The sequence below is a fragment of the Gracilibacillus phocaeensis genome, assembly GCF_900626275.1.
Classification (GTDB): domain Bacteria; phylum Bacillota; class Bacilli; order Bacillales; family Amphibacillaceae; genus Gracilibacillus; species Gracilibacillus timonensis.
Window position 1 is genome coordinate 647,298 of record NZ_LR131145.1, and the last position, 24,517, is coordinate 671,814.

General features: G+C 40.2%; 27 protein-coding genes. 5 read left to right on the top strand and 22 right to left on the bottom strand.

Annotation, left to right across the window (positions count from 1 at the left end; genetic code table 11):
* Positions 1-48: 48 nt before the first annotated feature.
* From E0E32_RS22720 to E0E32_RS22725, 5 genes are all read right to left on the bottom strand, one after another.
* Positions 49-279: a GNAT family N-acetyltransferase gene (locus E0E32_RS22720; RefSeq protein WP_350308636.1), complete on the bottom strand. Its 231-nt coding sequence runs from the start codon at positions 277-279 to the stop codon at positions 49-51.
* Positions 280-730: 451 nt separating this feature from the next.
* Positions 731-922, bottom strand: a complete 192-nt coding sequence (locus E0E32_RS19155; protein ID WP_130860533.1) for a hypothetical protein — start codon at positions 920-922, stop codon at positions 731-733.
* Positions 923-1,111: 189 nt separating this feature from the next.
* Positions 1,112-1,726, bottom strand: a complete 615-nt coding sequence (locus E0E32_RS19160; protein ID WP_130860534.1) for a GNAT family N-acetyltransferase — start codon at positions 1,724-1,726, stop codon at positions 1,112-1,114.
* A gap of 12 nt (positions 1,727-1,738) precedes the next feature.
* The gene (locus tag E0E32_RS22850) at positions 1,739-1,903 is read right to left on the bottom strand and encodes a hypothetical protein (RefSeq protein ID WP_350308638.1); all 165 of its coding nucleotides are present in this window, start codon (positions 1,901-1,903) and stop codon (positions 1,739-1,741) included.
* A complete protein-coding gene (locus E0E32_RS22725; protein WP_286172002.1) occupies positions 1,873-2,007 on the bottom strand; it encodes a hypothetical protein in 135 nt (44 codons plus the stop codon). The genes E0E32_RS22850 and E0E32_RS22725 overlap by 31 nt, the downstream gene beginning before the upstream one ends.
* A 57-nt stretch (positions 2,008-2,064) precedes the next feature.
* On the opposite strand from E0E32_RS22725, the gene E0E32_RS19170 reads away from it, so the two are divergent.
* Positions 2,065-2,601: a TetR/AcrR family transcriptional regulator gene (locus E0E32_RS19170; protein ID WP_165445088.1), complete on the top strand. Its 537-nt coding sequence runs from the start codon at positions 2,065-2,067 to the stop codon at positions 2,599-2,601.
* 88 nt (positions 2,602-2,689) lie between these two features.
* On the opposite strand, the gene E0E32_RS19175 is transcribed toward E0E32_RS19170, so the two are convergent.
* The 17 genes from E0E32_RS19175 to E0E32_RS19255 form a co-directional block, all read right to left on the bottom strand.
* Positions 2,690-3,337 carry a hypothetical protein gene (locus E0E32_RS19175; protein ID WP_130860536.1) on the bottom strand — a complete coding sequence of 216 codons (648 nt, stop codon included), beginning with the start codon at positions 3,335-3,337 and terminating at the stop codon, positions 2,690-2,692.
* Positions 3,338-3,349: 12 nt separating this feature from the next.
* On the bottom strand, positions 3,350-3,760 hold the full coding sequence (locus E0E32_RS19180) for a permease prefix domain 1-containing protein (protein ID WP_066190438.1): 411 nt from the start codon (positions 3,758-3,760) through the stop codon (positions 3,350-3,352).
* Positions 3,757-4,086, bottom strand: coding sequence for a PadR family transcriptional regulator (locus E0E32_RS19185; protein WP_066191294.1), 330 nt, complete (start codon positions 4,084-4,086; stop codon positions 3,757-3,759). Before E0E32_RS19185 ends, E0E32_RS19180 begins: the two co-directional genes overlap by 4 nt.
* A 558-nt stretch (positions 4,087-4,644) precedes the next feature.
* The gene (locus E0E32_RS19190) at positions 4,645-5,979 is read right to left on the bottom strand and encodes a GH1 family beta-glucosidase (protein ID WP_066190435.1); all 1,335 of its coding nucleotides are present in this window, start codon (positions 5,977-5,979) and stop codon (positions 4,645-4,647) included.
* A gap of 20 nt (positions 5,980-5,999) precedes the next feature.
* Entirely contained in the window at positions 6,000-6,827 is an 828-nt protein-coding gene (locus E0E32_RS19195) for a carbohydrate ABC transporter permease (protein WP_066190432.1), read from the bottom strand.
* A gap of 14 nt (positions 6,828-6,841) precedes the next feature.
* Entirely contained in the window at positions 6,842-7,735 is an 894-nt protein-coding gene (locus tag E0E32_RS19200) for a carbohydrate ABC transporter permease (protein ID WP_066190428.1), read from the bottom strand.
* A gap of 68 nt (positions 7,736-7,803) precedes the next feature.
* The gene (locus tag E0E32_RS19205) at positions 7,804-9,111 is read right to left on the bottom strand and encodes an ABC transporter substrate-binding protein (protein ID WP_066190426.1); all 1,308 of its coding nucleotides are present in this window, start codon (positions 9,109-9,111) and stop codon (positions 7,804-7,806) included.
* A gap of 244 nt (positions 9,112-9,355) precedes the next feature.
* Positions 9,356-10,366, bottom strand: a complete 1,011-nt coding sequence (locus E0E32_RS19210) for a LacI family DNA-binding transcriptional regulator (protein WP_130860537.1) — start codon at positions 10,364-10,366, stop codon at positions 9,356-9,358.
* 36 nt (positions 10,367-10,402) lie between these two features.
* Positions 10,403-11,071, bottom strand: a complete 669-nt coding sequence (locus tag E0E32_RS19215) for a YesL family protein (protein WP_130860538.1) — start codon at positions 11,069-11,071, stop codon at positions 10,403-10,405.
* A gap of 179 nt (positions 11,072-11,250) precedes the next feature.
* The gene (atzF, locus tag E0E32_RS19220) at positions 11,251-12,966 is read right to left on the bottom strand and encodes an allophanate hydrolase (RefSeq protein ID WP_130860539.1); all 1,716 of its coding nucleotides are present in this window, start codon (positions 12,964-12,966) and stop codon (positions 11,251-11,253) included.
* A gap of 15 nt (positions 12,967-12,981) precedes the next feature.
* Positions 12,982-13,680 carry a biuret amidohydrolase gene (gene biuH, locus E0E32_RS19225; RefSeq protein WP_130860540.1) on the bottom strand — a complete coding sequence of 233 codons (699 nt, stop codon included), beginning with the start codon at positions 13,678-13,680 and terminating at the stop codon, positions 12,982-12,984.
* 29 nt (positions 13,681-13,709) lie between these two features.
* A complete protein-coding gene (locus tag E0E32_RS19230; protein WP_130860541.1) occupies positions 13,710-14,996 on the bottom strand; it encodes a cytosine permease in 1,287 nt (428 codons plus the stop codon).
* 12 nt (positions 14,997-15,008) lie between these two features.
* The gene (locus tag E0E32_RS19235) at positions 15,009-15,659 is read right to left on the bottom strand and encodes a GntR family transcriptional regulator (RefSeq protein WP_165445089.1); all 651 of its coding nucleotides are present in this window, start codon (positions 15,657-15,659) and stop codon (positions 15,009-15,011) included.
* A gap of 282 nt (positions 15,660-15,941) precedes the next feature.
* On the bottom strand, positions 15,942-16,667 hold the full coding sequence (locus tag E0E32_RS19240) for a hypothetical protein (protein WP_130860543.1): 726 nt from the start codon (positions 16,665-16,667) through the stop codon (positions 15,942-15,944).
* An 89-nt stretch (positions 16,668-16,756) separates the two neighbouring features.
* On the bottom strand, positions 16,757-18,214 hold the full coding sequence (locus E0E32_RS19245) for a hypothetical protein (protein WP_066190405.1): 1,458 nt from the start codon (positions 18,212-18,214) through the stop codon (positions 16,757-16,759).
* Positions 18,207-18,770, bottom strand: coding sequence for a GNAT family N-acetyltransferase (locus tag E0E32_RS19250; protein WP_066190399.1), 564 nt, complete (start codon positions 18,768-18,770; stop codon positions 18,207-18,209). The genes E0E32_RS19245 and E0E32_RS19250 overlap by 8 nt, the downstream gene beginning before the upstream one ends.
* Positions 18,771-21,299, bottom strand: coding sequence for a class I SAM-dependent methyltransferase (locus E0E32_RS19255; protein WP_066190396.1), 2,529 nt, complete (start codon positions 21,297-21,299; stop codon positions 18,771-18,773).
* Between the two features lie 25 nt (positions 21,300-21,324).
* On the opposite strand from E0E32_RS19255, the gene E0E32_RS22730 reads away from it, so the two are divergent.
* The 4 genes from E0E32_RS22730 (at position 21,325) to E0E32_RS19270 (ending at position 24,497) form a co-directional block, all read left to right on the top strand.
* On the top strand, positions 21,325-21,456 hold the full coding sequence (locus tag E0E32_RS22730; RefSeq protein WP_286172003.1) for a hypothetical protein: 132 nt from the start codon (positions 21,325-21,327) through the stop codon (positions 21,454-21,456).
* 688 nt (positions 21,457-22,144) lie between these two features.
* The gene (locus tag E0E32_RS19260) at positions 22,145-22,768 is read left to right on the top strand and encodes a TetR/AcrR family transcriptional regulator (protein WP_286172004.1); all 624 of its coding nucleotides are present in this window, start codon (positions 22,145-22,147) and stop codon (positions 22,766-22,768) included.
* The gene (locus E0E32_RS19265; protein ID WP_066190383.1) at positions 22,765-23,166 is read left to right on the top strand and encodes an OsmC family protein; all 402 of its coding nucleotides are present in this window, start codon (positions 22,765-22,767) and stop codon (positions 23,164-23,166) included. The genes E0E32_RS19260 and E0E32_RS19265 overlap by 4 nt, the downstream gene beginning before the upstream one ends.
* A complete protein-coding gene (locus E0E32_RS19270; RefSeq protein ID WP_066190380.1) occupies positions 23,163-24,497 on the top strand; it encodes a purine-cytosine permease family protein in 1,335 nt (444 codons plus the stop codon). Before E0E32_RS19265 ends, E0E32_RS19270 begins: the two co-directional genes overlap by 4 nt.
* Positions 24,498-24,517: the final 20 nt, after the last annotated feature.

Genomic DNA, 24,517 nt, shown 5'->3' on the forward strand with positions numbered 1-24,517 from the left:
GATGTAATCCCTTCATTCCCTCAAAACCCATACTTGACTTATGGGAATTCAATTTTCAATGAATTCATCTTTCGTTAATCCAAACAATATGCAATCCATATATTTACCATTTATATAAACTACTTGTCTTCGTATTCTTTCTTGCACACAACCAAATTTTTTCATCATCTTAGCAGAAGCTTCATTTCCTATGAGAACATAGTCATTGAATTTATTAAGTCTACGTTCCAGAAATGCATACTTCAAGAGAATTCTCATTGCTCTTGTACCATAACCCATATTGATAGTACTTATTAATCACAATTCCAATACTGAAGGTACCATTTCTTTCATCAATACTATTTAAATTGATACCCCCCGACACTTATTCCTTTTAAATTTTCAATAATAAACATGATTCTTCCATTTATCTGAGAAGAATTAGCATTTCCCACTGCAGAATCTTTGGAATTTGTCATTGTAGGTGGTAATTCAGTAGAGCACTCCAACAGTCTACGTAAAGAAGTATCAAATTTACTAATATAATCCGTTTCCCCATCTTCACGTTCTATGGCTCACAATCTAATTTTATCATCTTGCCAAAAATAGTTACTGTAATCTATTTTATCCAAGACTCTTTCATAAAGTAAGAACTAAGATAAGAAATGATCGTTTGAATATAGATGTATCTTCAAATTTTAAACATATTCTTTTCGTGCAGACAAAAATAATCAACGAATAAACTTGCTTTTTAATGATTTCTCTTTTTGGCCTCTGCTTCTAATTCCAATAATTTGATAATACCTAATCCTGCAATAGCCGTTAAGAGAAGATCTACAAATCCAGTCACAACAGAAAGATATCCAGCAAAGTAGAGAATCGTTAGACTTATAATCGCAACAGATACAAAATAGATACAAAAAAATAGGAATTTATCGTTCATTATTGGGCCTCCCATTTGACAGTGACTTATATGGCGAACCTGATAGCCAACTGTTCTTTGTAAAATAAAAAATATCCCTTTCGCTAATGATAGACAAAGGGATAGATTAGTGCAACTTTTTTCGCCAATGATACAGCTATGACGTAACCATTTTGAAATATCCCCCGTTCACACGGATTCCCCGTCCCCTTATTTTTTCATATATCTTAAAGACAACAGGTTGTTAATACCATTCTTCTTCGCCATCTTGTCCGAAAAAGGCTTTCTTTTATATTCTTCAAAGCCTAACTTCTTATATAATTTCATCGCAGGAACATTGGTATCAGCCACTTCTTCAATGACATAATCATGATAGGATGTGTTCTCCAAGATATACTGAATCATTTGAGAAGCTGCCCCTTGCCCTCTGAATTCGGAAGCTGTGCCAACAAATTCAATGGAACCGGTGTTATCGGGAAAGCTCTCATCAAGGGTTTCAAATTCTTTTTTCAAAAAGAGTCCCGCCATGCTTCCTTTGAAAAATCCTAAGTGTTTTCGCAACTCTTTTTTGTTTAATCTGACGGATAATGTTTTTCCATCCGTGCATGCTGTCATACCAGCAACTTTGTCATTTGCTATCACTAGATAAAATTGCTCTAAAATAAACATATGGGCAAAAGCTTGTGCGATTTTATGTTGATCCTTGGAAAAATAGCCCAACCATTGTGAAAATCCTTCCGCAAAAATAATTGACATCTGCATGCGTACATCCATATCTACTTGATCTGCTTTTACCACAGTAAACGTCCGCTTCCCTGATTGCATTTGGCTCACTCCTCACGCTTTTTTCGGAAAAAGGGTATAACTAAAGCTTACCACAAAATCGATTACCAGAATGAAAGACCAAAGAAATAATATCTGCACTAATGCCTCGGTCTGTGAATAATGGTTCATATAACGTATCATACTTCCTAATATTCCTCCGCCAATGAACCAGGACAGTAAATGACGATACCACTTTTTCCGTTCTTTTCTTGCACGTGCTTTTCCGTATTTGATTTTGACTGACTTCTCGCCATCTCCGAATCGATAACGAAAATGCCCATCTGCCTATTGAATCATTTGATGTCCAAAAACAATACTTACTGCTATATAAATGGAAAGTGATTGTGGAAGAGGGAATAGAACAAGCAAGCGTTAGGAAAATCGCTCAAGTTGCTGGATTCTCAGTTGGTGCGGTAAGGCACTATTTTGCCTCACAGTCCGAATTGCTGCACTTTTCAATGGAGCTTGTATCCGATCGGGTCATGCAACGAGCCATGACAAGGAAAATGAAAGAAAATCAGGAGCCACTAGAATTTGTGACAGAAGGGGTCTGTGAAGTGCTCCCCATCGATGACGAGCGAAAAATAGAAATGGAGGTATGGTTAGCTTTTTCTGCCAAAGTGCTTGTCGATCAAACGCTTCGGGAGCTGAGCAATAAGGTCTATCTTGATATGCACGATGGTTTAAAAAATGTGGTTATGGCATTGCAGTTATTAGACATGGCTAAAGATGAACTTGATCTGGATATGGAAGTAAACAGACTCCATGCCATCGTGGATGGAATGGCTATGCACCACTTATTAAATCCAGAACAATTTTCACATGAAAGCATGATGCAGACGTTAAACTATCATTTTCGTTCTCTTTGTAAATGAACAGGCTATAAAAAGGGGACGGAAATTATCCCCATCCCCTGTTGAGATTAAAACGGCGTATAATCGAAGCACATTAGCGTCTTACTCCCTATTTTATCGTACTATGCTTTCTCCTGCCAGATCCATAAAAATACATACTCAATGGCCACCAGATCATGGCGAATATTGGATAAATATCCCAGATGACATGTGGCGAGGAGACCACTCTAACCATCACAAAAAAGATGGCAGTTACTAAGGTAGCAAGGACAGACAAGCCAAAATATTTCTTTGCTTTTATACAATAAACAAGCATTGGCCACCACAATACGACATAGGTTGGATAGATCGCCCACGGGTAACCTGGTGACAGATAATAATTCAAGCCACTGTAATACACAATAGTGAGCACTGTCCCAATCCATGCCATCGATAATTTCCAGCTGTACTTACCTAAAAACGTGAGAACTACTAACAACATAATCGGCCATAGAGCATATAAAATCCACGGATGTTCCGGGGTGTGGATATAATTAATAGCTGATAAGTACAAAAGTGTTAACAAACTAGCCACAAGCACGAAGATTTTATAGCGACCTTTGCTTAATAAATATACACTGACAAGCCATAGTAAAAGCGGAAAAGCGGGATAGATAAACCAAATATAACTAGGACTGGTTAAATAGTTGACCAAGATAAGAAATAGTATGGTCATTACACTTCCAATTGCTGCGAAAACCACATGATGCTGTTTCATATTCATCACCTCCTATTTCCATTTTAGCCATTGATAAAACAGTGCTAACGGCCACCATAAAACAGCAAACGTCGGATATACAAACCAAATCGTAGACGGTGAATGATAAAAATTAATAAAAATCATCAATCCAATGATTAACAAGCTTCCCCATATCGAAAAACTTAAATTATTTTTTGCTTTGGCCTTTTTCTTGTCTTTATTTTTCGGCTTACTAATACCCAATTCACTGGTTAATTCCTCGATGTTTCCAAATTCGACAATCGCCTTATTGATAGCATCTTCTTCTTCCTTGCCTTGTTCCATTAGATCGTAGACTTTCTCCTCCAGGTTTTGAAAAATTTCTTGTTTAAGTGTATTTTTCTCTTCGCTATCTGGCACATTTTTGAACAATTCCTCTACATGATCTTTTATCTTTATCAATGTAATCCCTCCATAAACAAATCAATAATTTCCTTGGTTTCTTTCCATTCTTCGGCCGTTTCTTTTAAATATGCCTTTCCTAACGTGGTGATACGATAATACTTCCGTTTTCTTCCATGTGTAACATTGCCATAATAGGATTCAATTAAATCTTTTTTTTCTAGGCGCTGAAAAACGGCATATAAGGTTGCTTCTTTGATCTGAAATCGATTATCGGTGCGCAGGCTAATTTGTTTCGATATTTCGTAACCATATTGATCCTTTTCATAAATCAATCGCAAGATAATCGACTCCAGATGACCACGAATAATATCACTTCTAATCATCATGACCCGACCTCGCTTTTTATTAATTCTATCTGATAGAGTAATATTAGCACTTATTACTCTGTCTGTCAAAGTAATTTAAAAATTGTTTTAACCTATACATTATAAAGGTTTATTTATTAAATTACATAATTTTTTTGTTTATTAGAGTAAAATCATTGAATATTACTCTATCTAAATAAGTAATTATTTGTTGTTAGGGATAAGCTCCAAGATAGAAAATGGGGTGACATGGAGTTGAGATCGTTTTTCTGTAAATATTTCAGTCATGTAATTATCTAGGTTTGAGATAAGCATGCGAAAATGAAAGTTTTGTTCTATTTTGATCCGTTAGATTGATTCTTATGGACTCAGGAACTCGGCTTCCTCTATTCAGTTCACGAGATTCATTCTTATGGACTGTAGAACGAGATTTCCTCTCTTCAGTCCGCAAGATCCCCTTTTTCAAGAATACCGGCGTTCTTTTTTTGATCGACCTGCTTCTATCAAACCAGCATCAAAAAAAGCCACCACCTTGCTCCATCCATGGAGGCAATAGTGATGGCTGATCGTGCACTATTATACTTGTCGCTCCCTGACCACGCCCCGATAGTAATGGGCACTATCCTTCCAATAACGTTCCTGCGTCTCAAAGTCGACATAAACAATGCCGAATCGTTTATCGTAACCAAAGGCCCATTCAAAATTATCAAACAGAGACCAGAGGAAATAGGCGGAAATGTTCATTCCTTCTTCATTTAGTTCAGCGATGGCTTGTAAATGCTGTTCTATATATTCGGTTCTTTCCACATCATGGACCTGTTTATCTTCGGTCAATTGATCGGGATAGGAGGCGCCATTTTCTGTTATAATAATCGGCAAATCGGTATATTCCTCACGTAAACGTCGAATCAGATCTTGAAACTCCCTTGGTGAGATATCCCAGCCCATCCCTGTCTTCTCATAGTCAGAATAAGCAGGTGCCTGCATAAAATCATTTGCGCCGTTAAACTCAACGATTCCCCTGCTGTAATAATTAATACCAAAGAAATCACATGATGCAGCAATCACCTCTAGATCACCATCCTGAACAAAAGAAAAGTCATGCACATACTTCGAAAACAGGTTAATCATATCAAGTGGATAGCTGCCTTTGAAAATCGGATCCAAAAACCAGCGATTGCTATAGCCGTCTGCATTATTTCGAGCAATTTGGTCATTCAAACGATTACTCGCTGCATAAATCGGACTCAAATTCAAGGTTATTCCGATTGGCGTATCCGACTGAAAGGTCTCTTTCAACAGCTTCACCGTTTGTCCGTGCGACAATAAGATATGATGGGCCGCCTTTAAGGCCTCTTCCATATTGCGATGTCCTGGGGCATGAATCCCTTGGTGATACCCAAGAAAGGCTGCACACCACGGTTCATTTTGTGTAATCCAGCTATCGACTAAACCATCGAGCTCTTCAAATACCTTTCCTGCATACTCCGCAAACCATTGTATTGATTTACGAGAAACCCAGCCCCCTTGATCCTGCGCCCATTGCGGTAGATCCCAGTGATATAAGGTCACGACTGGTTTGATATCATTTGTCCTTAGCTCCTCCATTAATGCCTTATAGAACGCCATGCCCTCTTCATTATAAACACCCTCTTGCGGAAAAATCCGTGGCCAAGCAATGGAAAAGCGATAGCTCTCTACACCAAGCTGCTTAATCGTCTGAACATCTTCCTTATAGCGATGATAGTGGTCGCACGCTACCTTACCATCATCTCCTTGAAACACCTTACCAGGAATCGTCGCAAAGGTATCCCAAATCGAATCACTTCTCCCGCCTTTGTCAGCTCCACCCTCGATTTGGTAAGAGGATGTTGCCGTACCAAACGTAAATGCTGTATCAAATTTCTTCACTGTCTGTTTCCTCCTCTCGGTCAACCCTTCACTGCTCCAGCAGAAATACTATTGATGATATACTTGGATAAAAATAAGAATGCAATCATGATTGGTACGACAGAAATGGCAATTCCTAAATACATTGCCCCTAAATTCGTAGCAACCGGCGAACCTCGTAAAGCCCCCATCATTACCGGCAATGTGAAGAGTTCTGGTGTACGCAAGATGACCAATGGTGTAATATAGTTATTCCATGAGCCAATAAAGGTGAATATTCCCATTGTCGCAATGGCTGGCATTAATATCGGAATGACAATGCGATGAAACATATGCATTTCAGAAGCCCCATCGATACGCCCTGCCTCCAGTAAAGACATCGGCATCGTCGTAATTAAATACTGCCGAAAGAAAAACACGGTAAAAGGAGCAGCCACTGCCGGGATAATTAACGGCCAGTACGTATCCAACATCCCTAACGCCTCGCTTAAATCATAGAGTCCTATTAATCCTAATTGACCAGGCACCATCATCATCACAATAAAAGTGACAAAGATCACGTTTTTCCATTTAAAATGATAAACTACCAGAGCAAATGCCGTCAGCGCGGAAAAATAGGCATTCAATATGGTGACAGAAACGGAAACGATCGAACTATTTAAGAAGCCACGCCAAACATCCATATAACTGATTAATGTAGTGTAATTCTCCATAATCGCCGCTCCGGGAATTAAGGAAAAGCCTTGTAATATCTCTGAATTGGATCTGGTCGCATTAATAATCATCATGTAAAAAGGGATAAAACAGATAATCACCAGCACAATCAACGCAATATAAATAAACAATTTGGCTAATTGAATTTTTTTCATATGCACGCTACCTCCTATCTTACTTCTTTTCGGTACATGGTACGGAAGGTAATGGCCGAGAATAACACGGTAATAATAAACAGGCCGTATGCCAAAGTTGCACCGTATCCGAAGTTGTTGTATTTGAACGCTTGATTATAGAGATATAGCACCATCGTATTTAACGAGCCTTGCGGTGCTCCGCGTGTATCCGTTAATAACATCGGCAGATCAAACAACTGCAGACCACCGATAATTGAGGTAATTAACACATACAATAAAATTGGTTTTAATTGCGGCAAGGTGATATTCGTAAAGGACTTCCACCAATTTGCACCATCGATCAGCGCCGCCTCATAATAATCCCTTGATATACCTCCTATGCCAGCTAATAAAATAATAAAAGAATTTCCAAACCACATCCAGGCTCCAATCAACGCCACAGCTGACTGCGCATAGGTCGGGCTGTTCAGCCAATTAATCGGACTATCAATCATACCTAGGCTAAGTAATAGCTGGTTCAAAGCCCCATGATTCCAATCTAATAAAATATTGAACAAAATAGCTACAGAGGCAATCGTAATAATATTTGGCAGGTAAAATAATGCCCGGAATACGCCTACCCCTTTTAACTTCAAACGAATATCCGAAAATAACAAAGCTAGTCCAAGCGCAATTAACATCTGAACAATAAAGTTAAAACCCCAGATCTTAATCGTATTCAGAAAGGCCTCATAAAAATAAGTATCGGTGATCAAACGAAGATAATTGCTCAAGCCGATAAATTCTGCATTGGCTATTCCGCCCATTCCGCTGTAATTTGTTAAGCTATAATAAAAGGTAAGAAAAATCGGATAGATGTTAAATACCAAAAAAACAATGACAAACGGCGCAATGAATAGGTAAGCTTTTTTGTTTGTTTTGGACAATGCTGCTTCCTCCCCTCCTAAAATCTTCTATGGAAAGGGGACACACGAACGGATGCATCCCCCACATTTTACTCTGGAACAATGAGATCAGGATAGGCATTTTCAACTTGATTATAGAATTCTTGTAAAGCCTCTTCCTTGGTAACATTGCCCTCTACATAATTACCAACTTCGGTGCCAAATAGATCGCCTATCTGCTGGTCATACTTCGTGATCGTGCTGGAATCAATCTTTTGGGCTTCTTCCAGGAAGAACTTATAATGATTCTGTCCGCCTAAATATTCTTCTGAGTAGTCCTCACCGATTTTGTTCGTGACTGGAAGATAAGACAAAACATCACCTGTTGTTTCCGTTACCCATTCGGTTAAAAACTCCTCATCATGCACTAGCATTTGGATAAACTCCCACGCCAGATCTTTATTTTCGGAGTCTTTATACATTCCAATCCACGTTCCACCTGAAAAATATGGTGTAGGACCACTAGTAACCGCCCAATCTCCTGCTGTTTCCTCCGCCTCTGTCTTTAGTACAGAATTCAAAGCCCAAGTTGGCAGGGATACGGCAAATACCTCGGTCTGATCACTGTCGTCTTCTACATCTTCCAACTCATCCCAACCAACGTTATAGCTAATCGGTCCGACAAATGATTCATACCATGCTGGAGACCATGCAGGTGCTAATGCCGTATATTGTTTATCGCGCAACTCTTTTGCATAGTCGAAATAGGATAAACGGGCATCGGTCATTACCAACTCGTTATTTTCATTGACCCATGGCTGTGGATCTTGCCCGTTGGTAAACGGCTGAATCGAACCTTCATCTGGGAATAAACGATAATTGTGTTCTTTCATTTGCTCTCCGACATCCATTAAGCCATCCATTGTAGCAAACATTTCTCCTACCTCATCTGGATCATCGGTTCCAAGCACCTCTTCAGCAATACTGCGTCGGTAGTAAATCCCCCCTGGTGTAGTTTGCCACGAAACCGCTCTTACTTCGCCCGCATCGTTCTTACCTAAATCCCAGACATATTCCATATAATCATCTTCCCACTCGTCAACATTGTAGGGATCGGCAGAGAGGTTTGCCCAATAATCTTGTTCAATCCAATCTTTCAAGTAAACTATTTCACCCGTAAATACATCTGGCGCTCCTTTTCCACTCTCTAGTGCTGGTCGTAACGTGGTCGTATAGTTTTCTGTCGGTATAATCTGCAAATCTACCGTGACGTCATGTAACTCTTCAAATCGATCAATCGGTTCTTGTAATTCATCGGTAAAGGATGTCACAACCAAATCTGCATTACTTCCTGATGAGCAAGCCCCTAATAATACGAGAACCATTGCAACTGCTGCTAAGTACAGTAATCTCTTCATTTTCTTTCCCTCCTGGAAATCTTTTATCGTGATAAAGGAACCTCAGAACTTCAATCCATATAGTAAAGCGCTTTATAAAATAAATATGACTAATAATATGAAAATATTACTTAAAATAGCTGTAAATTTAAATTTTAGTCATAAAATAAGCGCTTTTTTATACAATAAATAGAATAGAAGCCTTTTTTTTATCTAATATAATTAGTAAAGCGCTTTACATTATGATAGAAAAAATAAGCAATACCTATTTTTTCGCATCCACTACCTGACATGTGCCTCTTTTTACTAATTGGACGGGGATTACATGATTTTCCCGGCCTTTACTTAAGTGATTAATCTCGTCTAAGAGAACAATCGCCGACTGTTTGCCAATGACTTCGGTATTTTGTCTAATCGTCGTTAATGGTGGATCAATGTGGCCGGTGACGGGAATATCATCAAAACCTATCACAGAAATATCTTCTGGAACGCGCAATCCCGCCTCTCTAATCACTTTGATGGCGCCCAAGGCCATGACATCTCCTGAAACATAGACGGCCGTTGGTCTATTGCGTAATAACAATAACTTTAGCATCGCCTCTCGTCCGCCTTCATAAGAATAATAGCCGCCATTTACAATATAACTATCTGGTACAACAAGTCCGCGACTCTCCATCGCAGCTTTATAAGCTTCAGTACGCTCGATTGCCGTATACATGCTTTGAGTACCAGTAATATGGGCAATTTTGCGGTGCCCCAGCTCATATAAATAATCGACCGCGAGCTTGCTACCTTGACGATTATCACTATAAACCGCCTTTGCCCCTTTTTCCGGCATATCAATAAAAACAGTCGGCATATTGAATTCCGTGAAATCCAACGCATCATCACCTAGTGATTGGATAACCACCACTCCATCCACACCACGATGTCTCAAGTGTTTATAGGTCTCCTCTTTCAAGCCCATTTTCCGAGAAATAAATAATAAGTCATAGTTGTACAACTCAATTTGCTTCTTGAAACTCTCAATTACTTCACTGAAAAAAGGATGAGCCAAGCCCACTCCTAAATGCTCGGCAAACACCACTCCAATCATCCATGACTTATTGGTAGCAAGTGTCCGGGCGGAAGAATTGGGTGTATACTTGAGTTCTTCCACAGCGGCTAATACTTTGCGTTTTGCCTTCTCACTTACATTGGCAGATTCATTGAGTACTTTAGAAACGGTTGTAATAGAATAACCTGATTTTTTTGCAATATCGTATATCGTAGCCATGTCATACTCCTATCGAAAGCGCTTTACACTTTTATTTTAGACAGGGTTATTCGGTTTGTCAATAGCTTCTTTTTCTAATTGTAAATTTTTCGCAGCAGTGAATGCGTCAAACGCCCGATTGGCACAGCTTATAACGATAAGTGCCGGAATACTTATCCCGTAAAAAGGGAAAATAGCAGGAAAAATAAACAAAATGACACTGAACACACTGAGCCCTGCAAAAATGAAGATGGATGATAGTGGATATAGTCCAACCATCAGGAAAGCATTTTTGATGTGGCGGCCATAAGGATATTCAACATACACATATAGTGCAAATACATAACTTGACCCTAATATAAACAAGGTAGTCAACAACAGTAAAGCCGGGAATACGACGTAATCGATAACAAAACTAGACGGTAATGCCTGAACAAATAAAAAATCCAAATAAATAAAAGCCCCTACTACATAAATAGGAATCATTAATTGGTTCAACCGCCAAAAAGATTGGCGGTACACATCATGAAAACGCCTCCAAATAATGTAATCATCATTTCCTTTTAGCTTATCTCTCATAATAGTAAACAAACTAGCGGTTGCTGGCCCTATCCCGAGAACAAATAAACCGGCCAAGGAATACAAAATCCACAATATATTCAGATAGGCTAACTTTGCCGCCCACTCAAAAAAATACTGAAATCCATTGGAATGCTGGCTATTCATAAGACTCCCCCCTTTTTTCTAACAAGTGTATTAAGTGCCTTAACCGTACCACTTTGTTGAGGTTTGCGCAACTAGAAAAGGTAAAAAGGGACACACCTGTTAGAAGGCTTTTGCCTATCGCCTTTTAACCGTGTATCCCTCGTTGTCCTTTAGCTTCCTGCATCAATCAGATGGACTTATCAGCTTATACTTCGCCAGCTTTTATATTGAGTAATATCTTCCACATCAGAAAGCTCCTGTACATATGCCTCACACAAGAAGCCTAAGACTTCTCTTCCATCCGCTAATTCGACTTTGCCAAGTCCTAATGGAGCTGGAATCGAATTAGCAAAAGCGCCTAGCTGATCCACAGGCATTTTCCATACTTCCAATTCGATCGATTCTCCATTCTCACGGACTCTTATTAAGCCAGGTTTCTCTACATTTCCTGATAATCTGACCATTCGATAGACAGGAGCAGTCGTTGCTTCTTCAGAAAAAATAGCTAGGTGCTCCTTCATTTGTTTTTCAAAAGGAAAGCCTCTCATATGCAACCCACAAACAGCAACCTCCACAAATTCGGACTGTTGTTGCTGGAATAAATCAGCCGCTCCCTGGATAACGGCATCCTGCCCCGCTAATCCAAATATCGTTAAACCAAACGGGACAGTATCCGCTGCTTCACCTGCTGGGACGGCAATCGCACATAAATCCAATAGATTACAATGATTGGTGTAGAGTCCCATCTTACTATTCGTTTCGATTGGATCCTTGGCTACTTGCTCTCTTGTCCACGTCCCACCACAAGTAGGCAATACAAGAACGGCATCCTTCAATATTTTTCGCACTTCTAATTGCAGCTCTTTTAATCGATGCATTGCTTGAAACAAGGCAGCTGCTGAATAGTTTTCAGGTTTACCATTAGTCAATACTTGTTTCGTTTCTGGTAAGACTTCCTCCGTATGATTGGTGACAAAATCACCAACCGCCGCCCACCTCTCCGCAATCCAAGGACCATCGTATAAAATAGCAGCAGCTTCAAGAAACAGATCCAACTCTACATATTCCTTAGCAAACGGGAGCGCTTCCCATTGTCTGACGTTTTTCTCCCATGCCGTTTGATACTCTTCTTGATATGGACCATAAAAGGTGAACGGCTGTTTAGGTAGCACTATTTTTTTCGGTAAACCTGATGCTTTTTTAGCATAAGACTTCGACCATGGGTCCTGTTTGTCTTCACCTTGGATGATCTCATGAATCAACTGAACATCACTAAGCTGATGGGCAAAAACGGCTACACAGTCCAAGCTGACACATGCGGGAACTACTCCCTTGACTGGCCAGGCTCCGAGACTAGGCTTAAACCCAATCACTCCATTTAATGCAGCAGGAACTCGGCCCGAACCCGCTGTGTCTGTCCCTAAGGAAAAGACCGCCTGTCCCCGTGCTACAGAAACCGCTGAACCAGAACTAGAACCACCACTGATAAGTTCTGATTTCAGACCATTATGTGTAGCACCATAAGGGCTTCTTGTTCCTACTAATCCGGTAGCGAATTGATCTAAATTGGTTTTACCAACTGGGACGGCACCTGCATCGACCAGTCTTTGCACAACGGTCGCATGCGTTTCGGGTGTGTACGCATATCCCTGGCAACCCGCGGTTGTCGGCAAACCAGCTACATCGATATTATCCTTTACGGAAAATGGAATACCCCATAATGGAGCTGTGTCTTGATCGATGTTCTCTAAATTACTCAGGTATGGCTCAATGAAGGATATGTCTGGTGCAGTAATCCAGATATTCTTATCCTTTTCTGCTTCTGCTTGTTTAATAATTGCTTCCATTACCTGCCTTGGGTGAGATTCACCTGTTTGATAGCCCTTCTGCAAGGCAGTGATCGTCCATGACTTCATCTGCTCGCTCCTCTCCTACACCTTTGTTTTCATTGCTTCTAATGCCGTGATGACTTGTTCAGAATCAGAAACACTTCCGAATACCCCACCTTGCATTTTCACCATATTCAAGGCTGCCTTATGATTATTTTCATCGGTTGCACCAGTGCAGTCCTCTAAAATTAAACATTCGTATCCACGATCATTCGCCTCACGCATCGTTGTACTCACACAAACATCTGTTGTAATACCTGCTAAAATCAAATTAGTAATTCCTTTATTTCGCAAAATAAGATCTAAATTAGTAGCGTAAAAGCTACCCTTACCCGGTTTGTCAATAATAATCTCACCTTGTTGCGGCTTTAATTCTTCGATAATATCCCAGCCAGGCTCTCCTTGTACTAATATTCTGCTGCCAGATGGACCTGCCATTCCAATCTCAGCTCCGATTTGCTTACTTCGCCAACGCTTATTCTCTGGAAGATCAGCTAAATCCGGCGTGTGCCCTTCTCTTGTATGAATTACATGAAACCCTTCGATACCTCGCACATATTCCAATAAGTGTTTGATAGGCTGAATCGCTCGAGCCGTTAATGAAATATCATACCCCATTTGCGCTACATAGCCACCTTCCCCACAAAAATCTGTCTGCATATCAATGATTACCAATGCGGTTTTCTTCGGATCCAAATCTCCATTATATGGCCATTGATATGGGTTTGCTTCTACTCTCATGACTGTTCTCCTCTCTTGTTTATTATTTTTTAGGCTGCTTCGTTCATCTCGCCAATTTTTTTATGATTTTTAAAAAGGACACTGACCACCAAATAAGATGCTGCGGCAAACACAATGCCGACTACCGCTGTTGATAGACTAGTAAACTGATAGTGTGCAATCAATGCCGTTAATGAACCTACTCCCCAAGCAATAAATGGCGTATATCGTAATGATTCGACTTGCTGACTCATTTGACGGCGAATGATAAGCTGATCCACGATAAGAATCGCACCAATTGGCGGTACAATCACACCTAATAATTCGAGCCAATTGATAAAGTAATTGTAAGCACCTGCTACAGCAAGAACAATACCAACCAGCCCTAAAATAAGCGTCAATGTTCTCATCTTTTTGCCTGTAATAAAGGACCATCCTACAGCACCATTATATAGACAATGCATACATACTGATCCTAGGTTTGCAAATAGAAAGATAACTGCCAGCAAGGTGAGCAGTCCACCTTTATTAGCCACAATCCCAAAGACATCTCCTGAGCTTCCGGCTACTGATGCAGCGATAATCCCGCCGATTGCCATTGCAATCATATTTCCAATTGGAAAAGCAGATAAGGTCGCAAGCACGGCATGCTTTCTGTTTTTCGCCCAACGCGTAAAGTCAGCCGTCATCGTTCCTGAATCGACAAACAAGGCAAAAACCATCGTGACGGCAACTCCCATTGGAATGACTACTTCTGTTGTACCCTGGTAAGACCAGATATTACTTCCCGACTGCCATACATCCACCACAGAGTATATACCCATCAGTAAAAACAACGGTACGGAAATAGCACCTACAATGGTAAGGGCCTTGATCCCAATCAAAGTGGCTGCAAGGAACAGGACACCAGCAATCAACGTAACTACAAAAAGATTCACATCATATGCCGCTGCCATACTTTCTCCCGTTAAACTAGTCTGTACGGCAAACCAGCCGATCACAAGTGTAGACAGCAACCCTGTTGCGATCATATAACCTTTTCTTCCAAACGTCCGGGAAGCTAACATCCCAAAATTCATACCATATTTTGCTCCTAAAATACTTAATAACCCGACATAACCGAACAATAATAGATTTCCTAATAATACAGCTAACATTCCTTGCACAAAGCCCATCGAATGAACGAGTGTAGCTCCCGTAACGGCAGAAGTGATGATCATTGGGAAACCTGCCCATACCATCGTGACGGAAAACAATGATTTTCGTTTATTCTTTGGTACCGGGGTTGTTTCATATTCTTCTTGCATTAAATCTGATTTTGTATGTTCTGAACTCATTTTTGTCCTCCTTTAGTTGAACTGTAGCAAAATATCCTTACAGGTCTTTGCCAAATGTTCTTCTATTAATGCGACTAACGCTGCTTCCTCTTTATTTTTCCATAAATGAATCATTTGATAGTGATCTTCTTGTGCCTTTTCCAGAGAGTATTCTCGAGTCGTCAAGGCGTATAAGTGCATATATGGCTCTACGCGCTGCCATATTTGACGTAATGTATCATGTAAAGGCTGCGAATCGGCGTAACCATATAGTGTTAAATGGAATAATTTATTCAGTCGTTCCCAAGCTGTCTCATCTGCTAAACAGTCATCCATTTGCTCCAGAATGATCTCCAATTTATTGATTCGTTCCTTGGTTACATGGCCAATTGACCAGCGGATAGCCGTACCTTCTAACTGTTTTCTAATTTCAAATATTTCTGCGACCTCTTGTGCGGATAGTCGAGCAACGGAAACGCTCCGCCTTTGATAGATAATAAAGCCTTCTACTTCCAGTTTTCTTAGCGATTCCCTGACTGGCATGGTGCTTACTCCCATGGATTGTGCCAAATCTCTTACCGTTACACGTTGCCCAGGTGCCAAAACACCTGTAATGATTCGTTCTTTTAACTGCTTATACACTTCTTCACTGACTGTAGATACTTGTATCGTTTGATTGTCCATATACATAACCCCTCATAACTCCATTGATTTGTGATCACAAATCTGACGATGTATCTTATCTTAATCGTTAAAAGAGGCAGTTGCTAGGATGATGTTAGATTATGTGACATGGTTTTTCTGAATATCGATTTATTGTTTCCGTTCAAATGAGCAATAAAAAACAGCACTATATTTGCTAGTGCTGTTCGCCTTGATATTTATCCCAAAATATCGCTCCATGAAAAAAAGCCTCCAATTTGGCCGCAGTGTTCGTGGCTTTAAGCCTAATTGGAAGCTTTTTTATTATTGTTGATTGTTTGTTGGTTCTTTATCTGTTGATTCTTCCTCTTCATTTGGTTCTTGTGGTTCTTGTGGTTCTTTAGGGTTTTCAGGGTCTTTTGGTTCTTCCGGATTTTCTGGTTCTTTTGGTGATTCAACAGGTTCATCCGGCTCTGTTTCCGGATCACTTGGCTGAGAATTTTCTTCATTAGCATCTGTTTCCTCACCATCGCCTGTTGCCTCATCACCTTCGGGTTCCTCTGACGAAGCTGGCTCTTCATCCGAAGGTTCTTCTGACGATGGAGTGGATGGCTGCTTTCCACTGGATCCCTCAGGTATCGTGGAACTTGGCGAAGAACTGGTAGTGGTTTCTCGTTCGGGCGACGGCTGCCATCCTTGTCCGCCTGTCGATTCCTGCACTTGCTCTGTTTCTTCCTCATACACCGGTTCCGTCTCTGTCAAAACAGGTTCTTCTTCGATCTCTTCCTCGATCGGCTCTGTTTCCTCCTCTTCTTTCTCCAGTTCCAAATCGTCTGCAAACCAATCCTGATTTACGTTTGCCACCATATCCAAGTGGCTGACTACCGTCCGAGATTGGTGTAAGTCAGCGTTAAGTAAACGAATAGAGGTATTATTAAAAATAGTATTGCCATCTAAGTAACTTTTACCGATCCACGCCCCACCAACCAGAACGGTTAAACCAAAGGCGATGGTGATATAGATCGCTTTCGAATCACGATTTCGTCTCAAACCTTTCTCCTCCTCACGTCCATGTAGAAGTGTGTTGCATTATACCACATTTTGGTGAAAAAGTATAGGTTATGCAGGAGTTGATCAAGTTAACGCCATTTATTTTTAATAAAATAGTAAGTCGCCATCCCGAGAATAATACTGATAACCGATAAAATTACCAGTACATACACAGCTGGAAACTGGACAACCGGCTCATTGTTCCAAATAAAGAGATCAGCAATAATCGCCCATGCCCCAGATATCCCGGAAATAATAACAAAAACCGTAGAATAAAGCAATACCGTATCGGCATTCTTTTCTCGGCGCAGCTGCTCCTGTTTCTCTCGTTTTTGCTCCTGCTCCTTTTCTTTTTCTTGGACAAACTGCTTTTCAATCTCGGCAATCGAAAATAAAGCGTCTAATTCAACTGCCAAGTCACTCTTTAATTCTGGAATATTCAAGGTCGTTGCCAGTTTATTATATAACTGCTGTTGATGCGTGATATTAGAGACATGCAAAAAGTAGCACCTCAAAATAAAAAAGTTGATCCGTTTACGCAATTTCGGAATCGTCACCTTACGATCATGTTCCCCGTCTAATAATATTTCATCGGAATAAGGCAATTGACTTGCTAATGAGTTAAAATGGAGCAAGCCAAACCGTTGATGCAGGGCTAATATATATAAATGAAAATACGTTTTCATATTATGACGATAGTTTCCAAGAAAAAAGGCATTATTCTGTTTATCCTCTGTCAAAAAGGCAAGATTCGTCATACCCTCAAAGGAGACACCCCAATAGGAATTTTCAAACAGCTCGATATGACTGTCGTTCCGATCGGCATTGAGTTTATCTGCAGCAGGTCGATAGGATGTCTTATAGGAATGCGTTAATTGGAATAAATGGTAGTGTAATTTTTGGTGATGATCTGCTTCCTGTTTAAAGCCCTTATCGATTAACACAAAATTAAATACCGTCGCAACCTTTGGCTCATGCTGCAAGGAAGAGAAGTAATGCTCTACCGCAAAATCTGTTAATAATTGAACGGTGATAGAAGCAAAGTTTCGCGGTTCTGCTTCTGCACCCGTAAATTTTTCCTTTTGCGTGATTAGCCGGCCCTTATCAAAATGTTGCAGGTGCTTCAACTGATAATTCAATGTAACGATCTCTTCCATCTGAGACTGGGTATGGATTATATCATAAACCAAAAAACCTACATAGCTTTCAAACAAAAACAATTGAATATCCTCTACCTTAAACGTCCATTCCATTCCTTTATCATTCAGCAGGTGAAACGTATTCGATTCATTTTTCGGCAGACCGAACGAATCACGCTTCTGCTTGTGTAAACGGTACACATCACAAATGATACCATTGCCTGCTGGGTGTTCTTCTGTAGCAAATAGTTGATTAATATGATCTAATAATGAACTGCTCCATTGCAGTTGCACATTTTCCCAGATGGATGTGTCCACACTTTTTTGCGAAAAAACAAACGGGATCACCAAGGATGTCTTACTTTTGGAGCTTAAGATAGGTGTTTGCGCAGGTGAAAGATCAGCCATTGTCATCCACCTGCTTGGCAAAATAAATAGTGTCAATCCCTGCACCGCGATGATCCGGTAATACCGCACTCTCAACAAATCCTAGCTTCTGCAACACATGAATATGGGCAGCATTGGTTGACCAGGTCCTTGTAGAAATAAAGTTCAGCTGATATGCGGACGGAATTTGCTGTTGGATCAGAGCTTGATAGAAACCCTTAGTAATCCCCTGATTGCGAGCCTGCTTCGTGATACAAATCGTTGTAATATAATTACTTGGCGAAAAATTCTTCAATGGATCACTTTGATAACCATGTTTAAATGTCATAAACCCTACCACCTGATCCGAATCTTGATCTATCGCTACAAGAAATACCTGTTTTTTCATCTCGTCAAAATAGGCATGGGGCTGGACATGCTGTGATGAAACCGCCCCGCCTAAATCGGCTTGATACGAGCTTTCCCGCGAAGACAACGCAGGTATAAACTCTTGATCACATTCACAAAGTATCTGCCAAACAGCTTCTGTGTAATGGTCTTGCTCGATAGAATCCGAGAATTTGTATGTAATAGACATTTATTCACTTCCTTTGCTAGCAAAGGCATATAATCGGTGCGAATAACCATCATAGCCCTCTGTTTTACATAAATGCAGAAATTCCCGCTTCAGTTTTTTGTGTAACTTCTCATCCGGTAATGGCGCATAATAAGGAATCAAACTGGCATTGGCGAAGTTCTCCGCCAAATTCGGATATTCCTTCCCATCGGATTCAACGCTTTTGATCGATATATCTTTAAAGCCAATACTCGTCAATACATCTTCGTAGCTTTCTTTTGTCGGATAATAAATCGGATATGTCCAGTTTTGATAGTACATTTCTAAATCCAACCTAGAAATAGCTGTTTGCACTTTTTCATGTAATCCTTTATACGAATCATAGCCTCCCTGATGGATGGCGATTCTGCCATTTGGTTTGAGAGAATCATAGATTTTTTTATACATCGTTTCATAGTCGGTAACCCAGTGCAAGGCGGCATTACTAAAGACCAGATCGTACGCTTGCTGGCTGTTCAGATCCAAGGCAGTCATCACAAAGAAATGCAGCTGCTGTTTCGATATACCTGCCTGATCACGATTGGCGATCGCTGTTTCAATCATGCTATCCGATAAATCAAAGGCATCGACAGCGAGATCCTTACCTTTTTCCCATAGTTCAATGGTGGTAGAGCCATTTCCACAGCCAATATCTAAAACCTTCGCTCCATCTTCAACCGCTAACTCTCTAATCAGGGCATTTCCTTGTTTTGATTGCGTTTGCGATGATTGTTGATAATGCTCCCCACTGAATTGCTGTTGCGATTTTTCAATCATTCTCGGTGTTAAGATCGGGTTAATCATAAATTTTTGGTTATGGCGCAAAATGTAATAATGCGAATAGATATCAATATTTTTAAAATTATCAGACAAGCTGAACCGTAATTCATTGTTGTCCCAATCAATTGCCGTAAACAATTTTCGGCCAAATTCATCAAACTTGATTTCTTTAATCTTAATAATCTCCGGAAAAACGTTAAATGATTTTAACTCTTGCAAGGCCTCTATTGACGCGTCAAACAGAGCAATCGTCTTCTTTTGATAGGTATGATAAGGAACTTGGACATTCTGCACCTTCTGAAAATGGGAAAAGAACGTCCGCATCGAAGCAATATGTTCTAGTTTTTGGACGATTTGTTTCGGTAACATTGTTTGAATATTCAAATTCACCATTTTCAACTGATATTGATCTAACTTCGCCAATTTATTCAGATAGGAAAACAGCCCGATATACTGTCCAAAGGTAATGCGATTATCAATAATCCTATTCGAAGGATTATCTTCATTGTACCGTTTCATAAAGGAATCCAGCGAACCGAATAGATAGGTGGCGTAGAAATTGAGCATCTCATAAAATACATGCTCCAAGTCTTGAAAACAGGAGATACCTAAGCCCATCATGTACTCTTTATTCGTTTTATTGTACACATCACTTTTCAACTTTTGCTTATTTGTTTGGAATTGATTGATGAAATAGTCTAATCCTTTTGGTTTTTCCACGATATTCATGCCGATTTGTTTTAACAGCAGCTTAGCTTTTGCCTCCATTGAATAGGTAAAAACCGATTCTGCAATGTTTTTATGATGAAGCTCCATGATAATATCCCGCGGACCCAGGATTTTGACCAGCAGCTCGACTGGATCATGGGTCAGGCAAAAGTTAAGTACTTTTTCTTCATATGTAACGGCTCGGCTAAAGTTGTCTTCAATAAACGATGAGTTGAATTGATTGCTAATCACCTCGATTAATACATGTTCATCTGGGTAATATTTGAGAATGAGATCAGCCAGCTTTTCAATTTTATCTTTCGGACGAACATAAAATAAGAAATCATTCGTTTCGACATTTTTCGTATCAATCACCATATCTTGCTTAATTTTCTTAAATAAGGCTGATTCTGTCAGCATATTAATCAAATCACTTGGACTAATTTCTTTGTTTCTTTCCATGTGAAGCCGAACTTCATCTAATACCTCATGGACATAGTTAAAGTTACGGCAATATGTAGTAAATAAGAATAGGTTTTTGATTATAATATCTGGAGCAGACTGCTCACCAATCCACTCTTTTAAGGAAGGGGAGCGCAACGCCTGTTTAAAATCTTCCACATCAAAAAAACGATTACCAATTTCAAATTGAAAATGATTAATGCCAGGCAATGCTTCTAAAAAGAATTTGGACCTGCTTGTGATCAGAATCTTTTTATTGGCATGCTGAGAAAAGCTTTTTTCTAACAATGATTTCAGTGGTTCCCTCGCATAATGTTGATCAGCATTATCTAACAGCAAAATCTTCTCATCAGTTATATCAAATAATGTTTCATCTATTTGATCCATATTCACTTTTTCAACTGGGATATCTAACCAGTTCCCTTGCATTAAATCGTCTAATAGAGCCGTTTTACCCGTTCCTTCTTCTCCAAAAATATTAATAAGAAAGGATGGATTATTGGTTATTACCTCGCCGATATCACGAATTAATGCATCTTCACCTAATAAATGTGTAGCCACATGAATTCCTCCTTTTGTTAAGTATATGATAGATGGAATCGATGGTACAAGTCATTTAGCTGGGGAAGATTGGTTCTTGCCAAGCGAACTAGATTCCTTTTTATATTATCGGTTGGTTTTAGCTGTTAATGAAGGGGTGAGGTGTGCGATTTTGTGATAGTGAAGCTGTTGTAGAGGTCGGGATATGGTGTGGTGTGGTGTGGTTGTGGTGTGCTCTTTCTTCCGTTGGTTAGAGTTGGTTATTCTTGCGGGCTGGGGAGCGAGGTTGGCGTTCTCCAGTCCGCGAGATTCTTACGGACAAAGTTCAACGATTCATCAATTTTTTGTCTGTTAGATTCATTCTTACGGACAAAGTTCAGCGATTCATCAATTTTTTGTCTGTTAGATTCGTTCTTACGGACAAAGTTCAGCGATTCATCAATTTTTTGTCTGTTAGATTCGTTCTTACGGACAAAGTTCAGCGATTCATCAATTTTTTGTCTGTTAGATTCGTTCTTACGGACAACATTTTGCGATTCATCGTTTTTTTGTCTGTTAGATTCGTTCTTACGGACAAAGTTCAGCGATTCATCAATTTTTTGTCTGTTAGATTCGTTCTTACGGACAACATTTTGCGATTCACTCTTTTTTTGTCCGTAAGATTTTTCTTACAAACAAAGTTCGCCCCCCTCCCTCCTATACAGTCCGTAAAGTTACAGCATCCTCCCCTTCAAACATAAGCGACAGAACAAGGCTTGATGGCAGCCTTCGATTTAGTTAATTGACATTTTTGCGCATTGAATCTATAGTAAACTTATCGGATTAAACTGACTGACTTGTCAATCAAGTGGGAAAGGAGTAATGCTTTGCGAAATGATACAAGAGAGCTTCTGTTGGAGGTGGCTCTAGAGTTATTCGCCACCAAAGGTTACCACGCGACCAAAGTTTCCAATATTGTGAAACAGGCTGGCGTGGCACAAGGGACCTTTTATTGGCACTTCCAATCGAAGAGTGAAATTGCCGTTACCATTATGGAAGACGGGAAAGCGAAACTGCTAGATGTGATTCGCGAAGGATATCGTAGAGACATCGGGAATGTTTCTGATATGTTGCAATCATCCAAAAATTTAGTCCGGCATCTCTTTACCTATGCGAATCACAACCGGTATTTAATGATACTGCTTTTTCAAAAAGGGCATGGCGGTGATGAGCCACTGCGAAAGGCTGTCTCGGAGACGATCATGGCGATCGAAGCCGAATTCGCCAACAATATCCAACGGGCAATTGATTTGAACATGCTCGCCAATCGGGATAGTGTCGATCTACAGGCGCAGATTCTCACGAGCTTTTTTACTGGGATATTGTCTAGATGGTTATTTGGACCATTGAATAAATTAGATCATACTCCAAATACTTCTATAGACGACATCGCCGAAGAAATTGTCCGTTACGAATTCTTTGGACTAATTGGTTCAGGAGGTAAAATATGAAAACAATAGTAACATGGTCTAATAACGATTTGGAAATAAGGAATACTACAGGAGGACAGATTGTTGGTACGGAAAATGCTGATGATCAGGGATTCACCCCCATTGAACTGTTGACTAGCTCCTTGGGTGAGTGTATCGTCATCTCCCTTTCCCGATTATTAAAAAGGGATGATGTATCATTCGAAGAAAAGGATTTACAAGTCACTGTACAAGCACATAAGGCAGAAAAAGGTCCATCCAGGGTCGAACGATTTACAGTGGATATTCAACTTGCGCTTGACCTTGATGAAAAATACCGCAAAAGACTGATTAAATCTGCGCAGCGGGCTTGCACGATTGGTAATACCTTAAAGTCTGGAGCAGAAATCACCTACCATGATGGAGGAGATGACAAATGACAACAAAACCAACTAATTTAGAGGATTATTCGATTAGCCCTGTACCAGCTGATAAAAGGAAAAACACGTTTAATGTTTCCATTACCAGTTGTGCCTGGATTATCTCATTATCCACGATTTTTACTGGAGGGGCATTAGTAGCTGGTATGAATTTTCAAACGGCGGTACTTGCCGGAATTTTTGGCATGCTTATCCTTGCCGTGATCGGTTTCTTTCAAGGCTTTATGGGTGCTAAGTATGGTGTATCCACCACTATGCTTACCCGTCAGGCCTTTGGGCGATATGGCGCCAATTTGTTTGGGATTTTATTGGCATTAACGATGGGAGTTGGCTGGTTTGGCTGGCAGATTGCCTTCTTTGGCATGACCATCTCTGAAATGTTTCCAGGTCAATGGTTTGCCGAGCCAAAAATCGCTATGATTTGGGGTGGCATTTTAATGATATTAACAGCGTTAATTGGCTATCGTGGTTTGGCAGCATTGAGTATGATTGCGGTTCCACTAGTTGCCATTTTATCCATTTGGGGGCTAATTGCTGCGATTGATCATTTAGGCAGCTGGGACACTTTATTTACCGCCGAACCGACTGGAGATCCAATTTCCTTATTTGCTGGGATTACAATTGTAGTGGGTAATGCCGCAGCAGGGGCGATCGTTTTTGCCGATGTGACACGTTATGGTAAAACAGCTAAAAAAGGTGGATTTGGTGCAGCGATTGGTTATTTTCTAGGCGGTTCATTTTGTATTATAGCCGGCGCTTCGATGGCATTAGCCGCTCAGGTTCCATCAGTTGGTTCCACACCAAATATTCCAGCCGCTATGAGTCAAATCGGATTAGGCTTTTTTGCCTTTTTAATCTTGGTATTTGCGCAGTGGACGACCAATGATAATAATCTATATACTGGTTCACTTGGCCTCCGAAATGTGGTCAATGCACCGAAATCGGTTATTGTTATGGTGTTGGGGGTACTTGGATTGGTGATTGCCTTAATCGGGATTGAAGACTTCTTTGTTCCATTCCTAAACGCATTAGGTACCTATGTGCCGCCAATTGCTGGTGTAATGATTGCCGATCATTGGCTGGTAAAACCTAAGATCTTACAAAAATCCTATCAATTCGGTTCTGGCACCACCTATGCGAAATGGAACATTGCAGCGATTCTTTCCGCTGTACTTGCGGGTTGGATCAGTTCTCAAATCGCTTGGGGTATTACCGCCATTAATGCGGTTATCTTGAGTTTTGCTCTATATATCGTGCTGGCGTTTGTCTTAACAAAATTAAACATATCCTTTGAATGGGGAAGAAAATCAGAAGAAGCGGATGGTTTTTAATACCATCCCATTGTCAATAA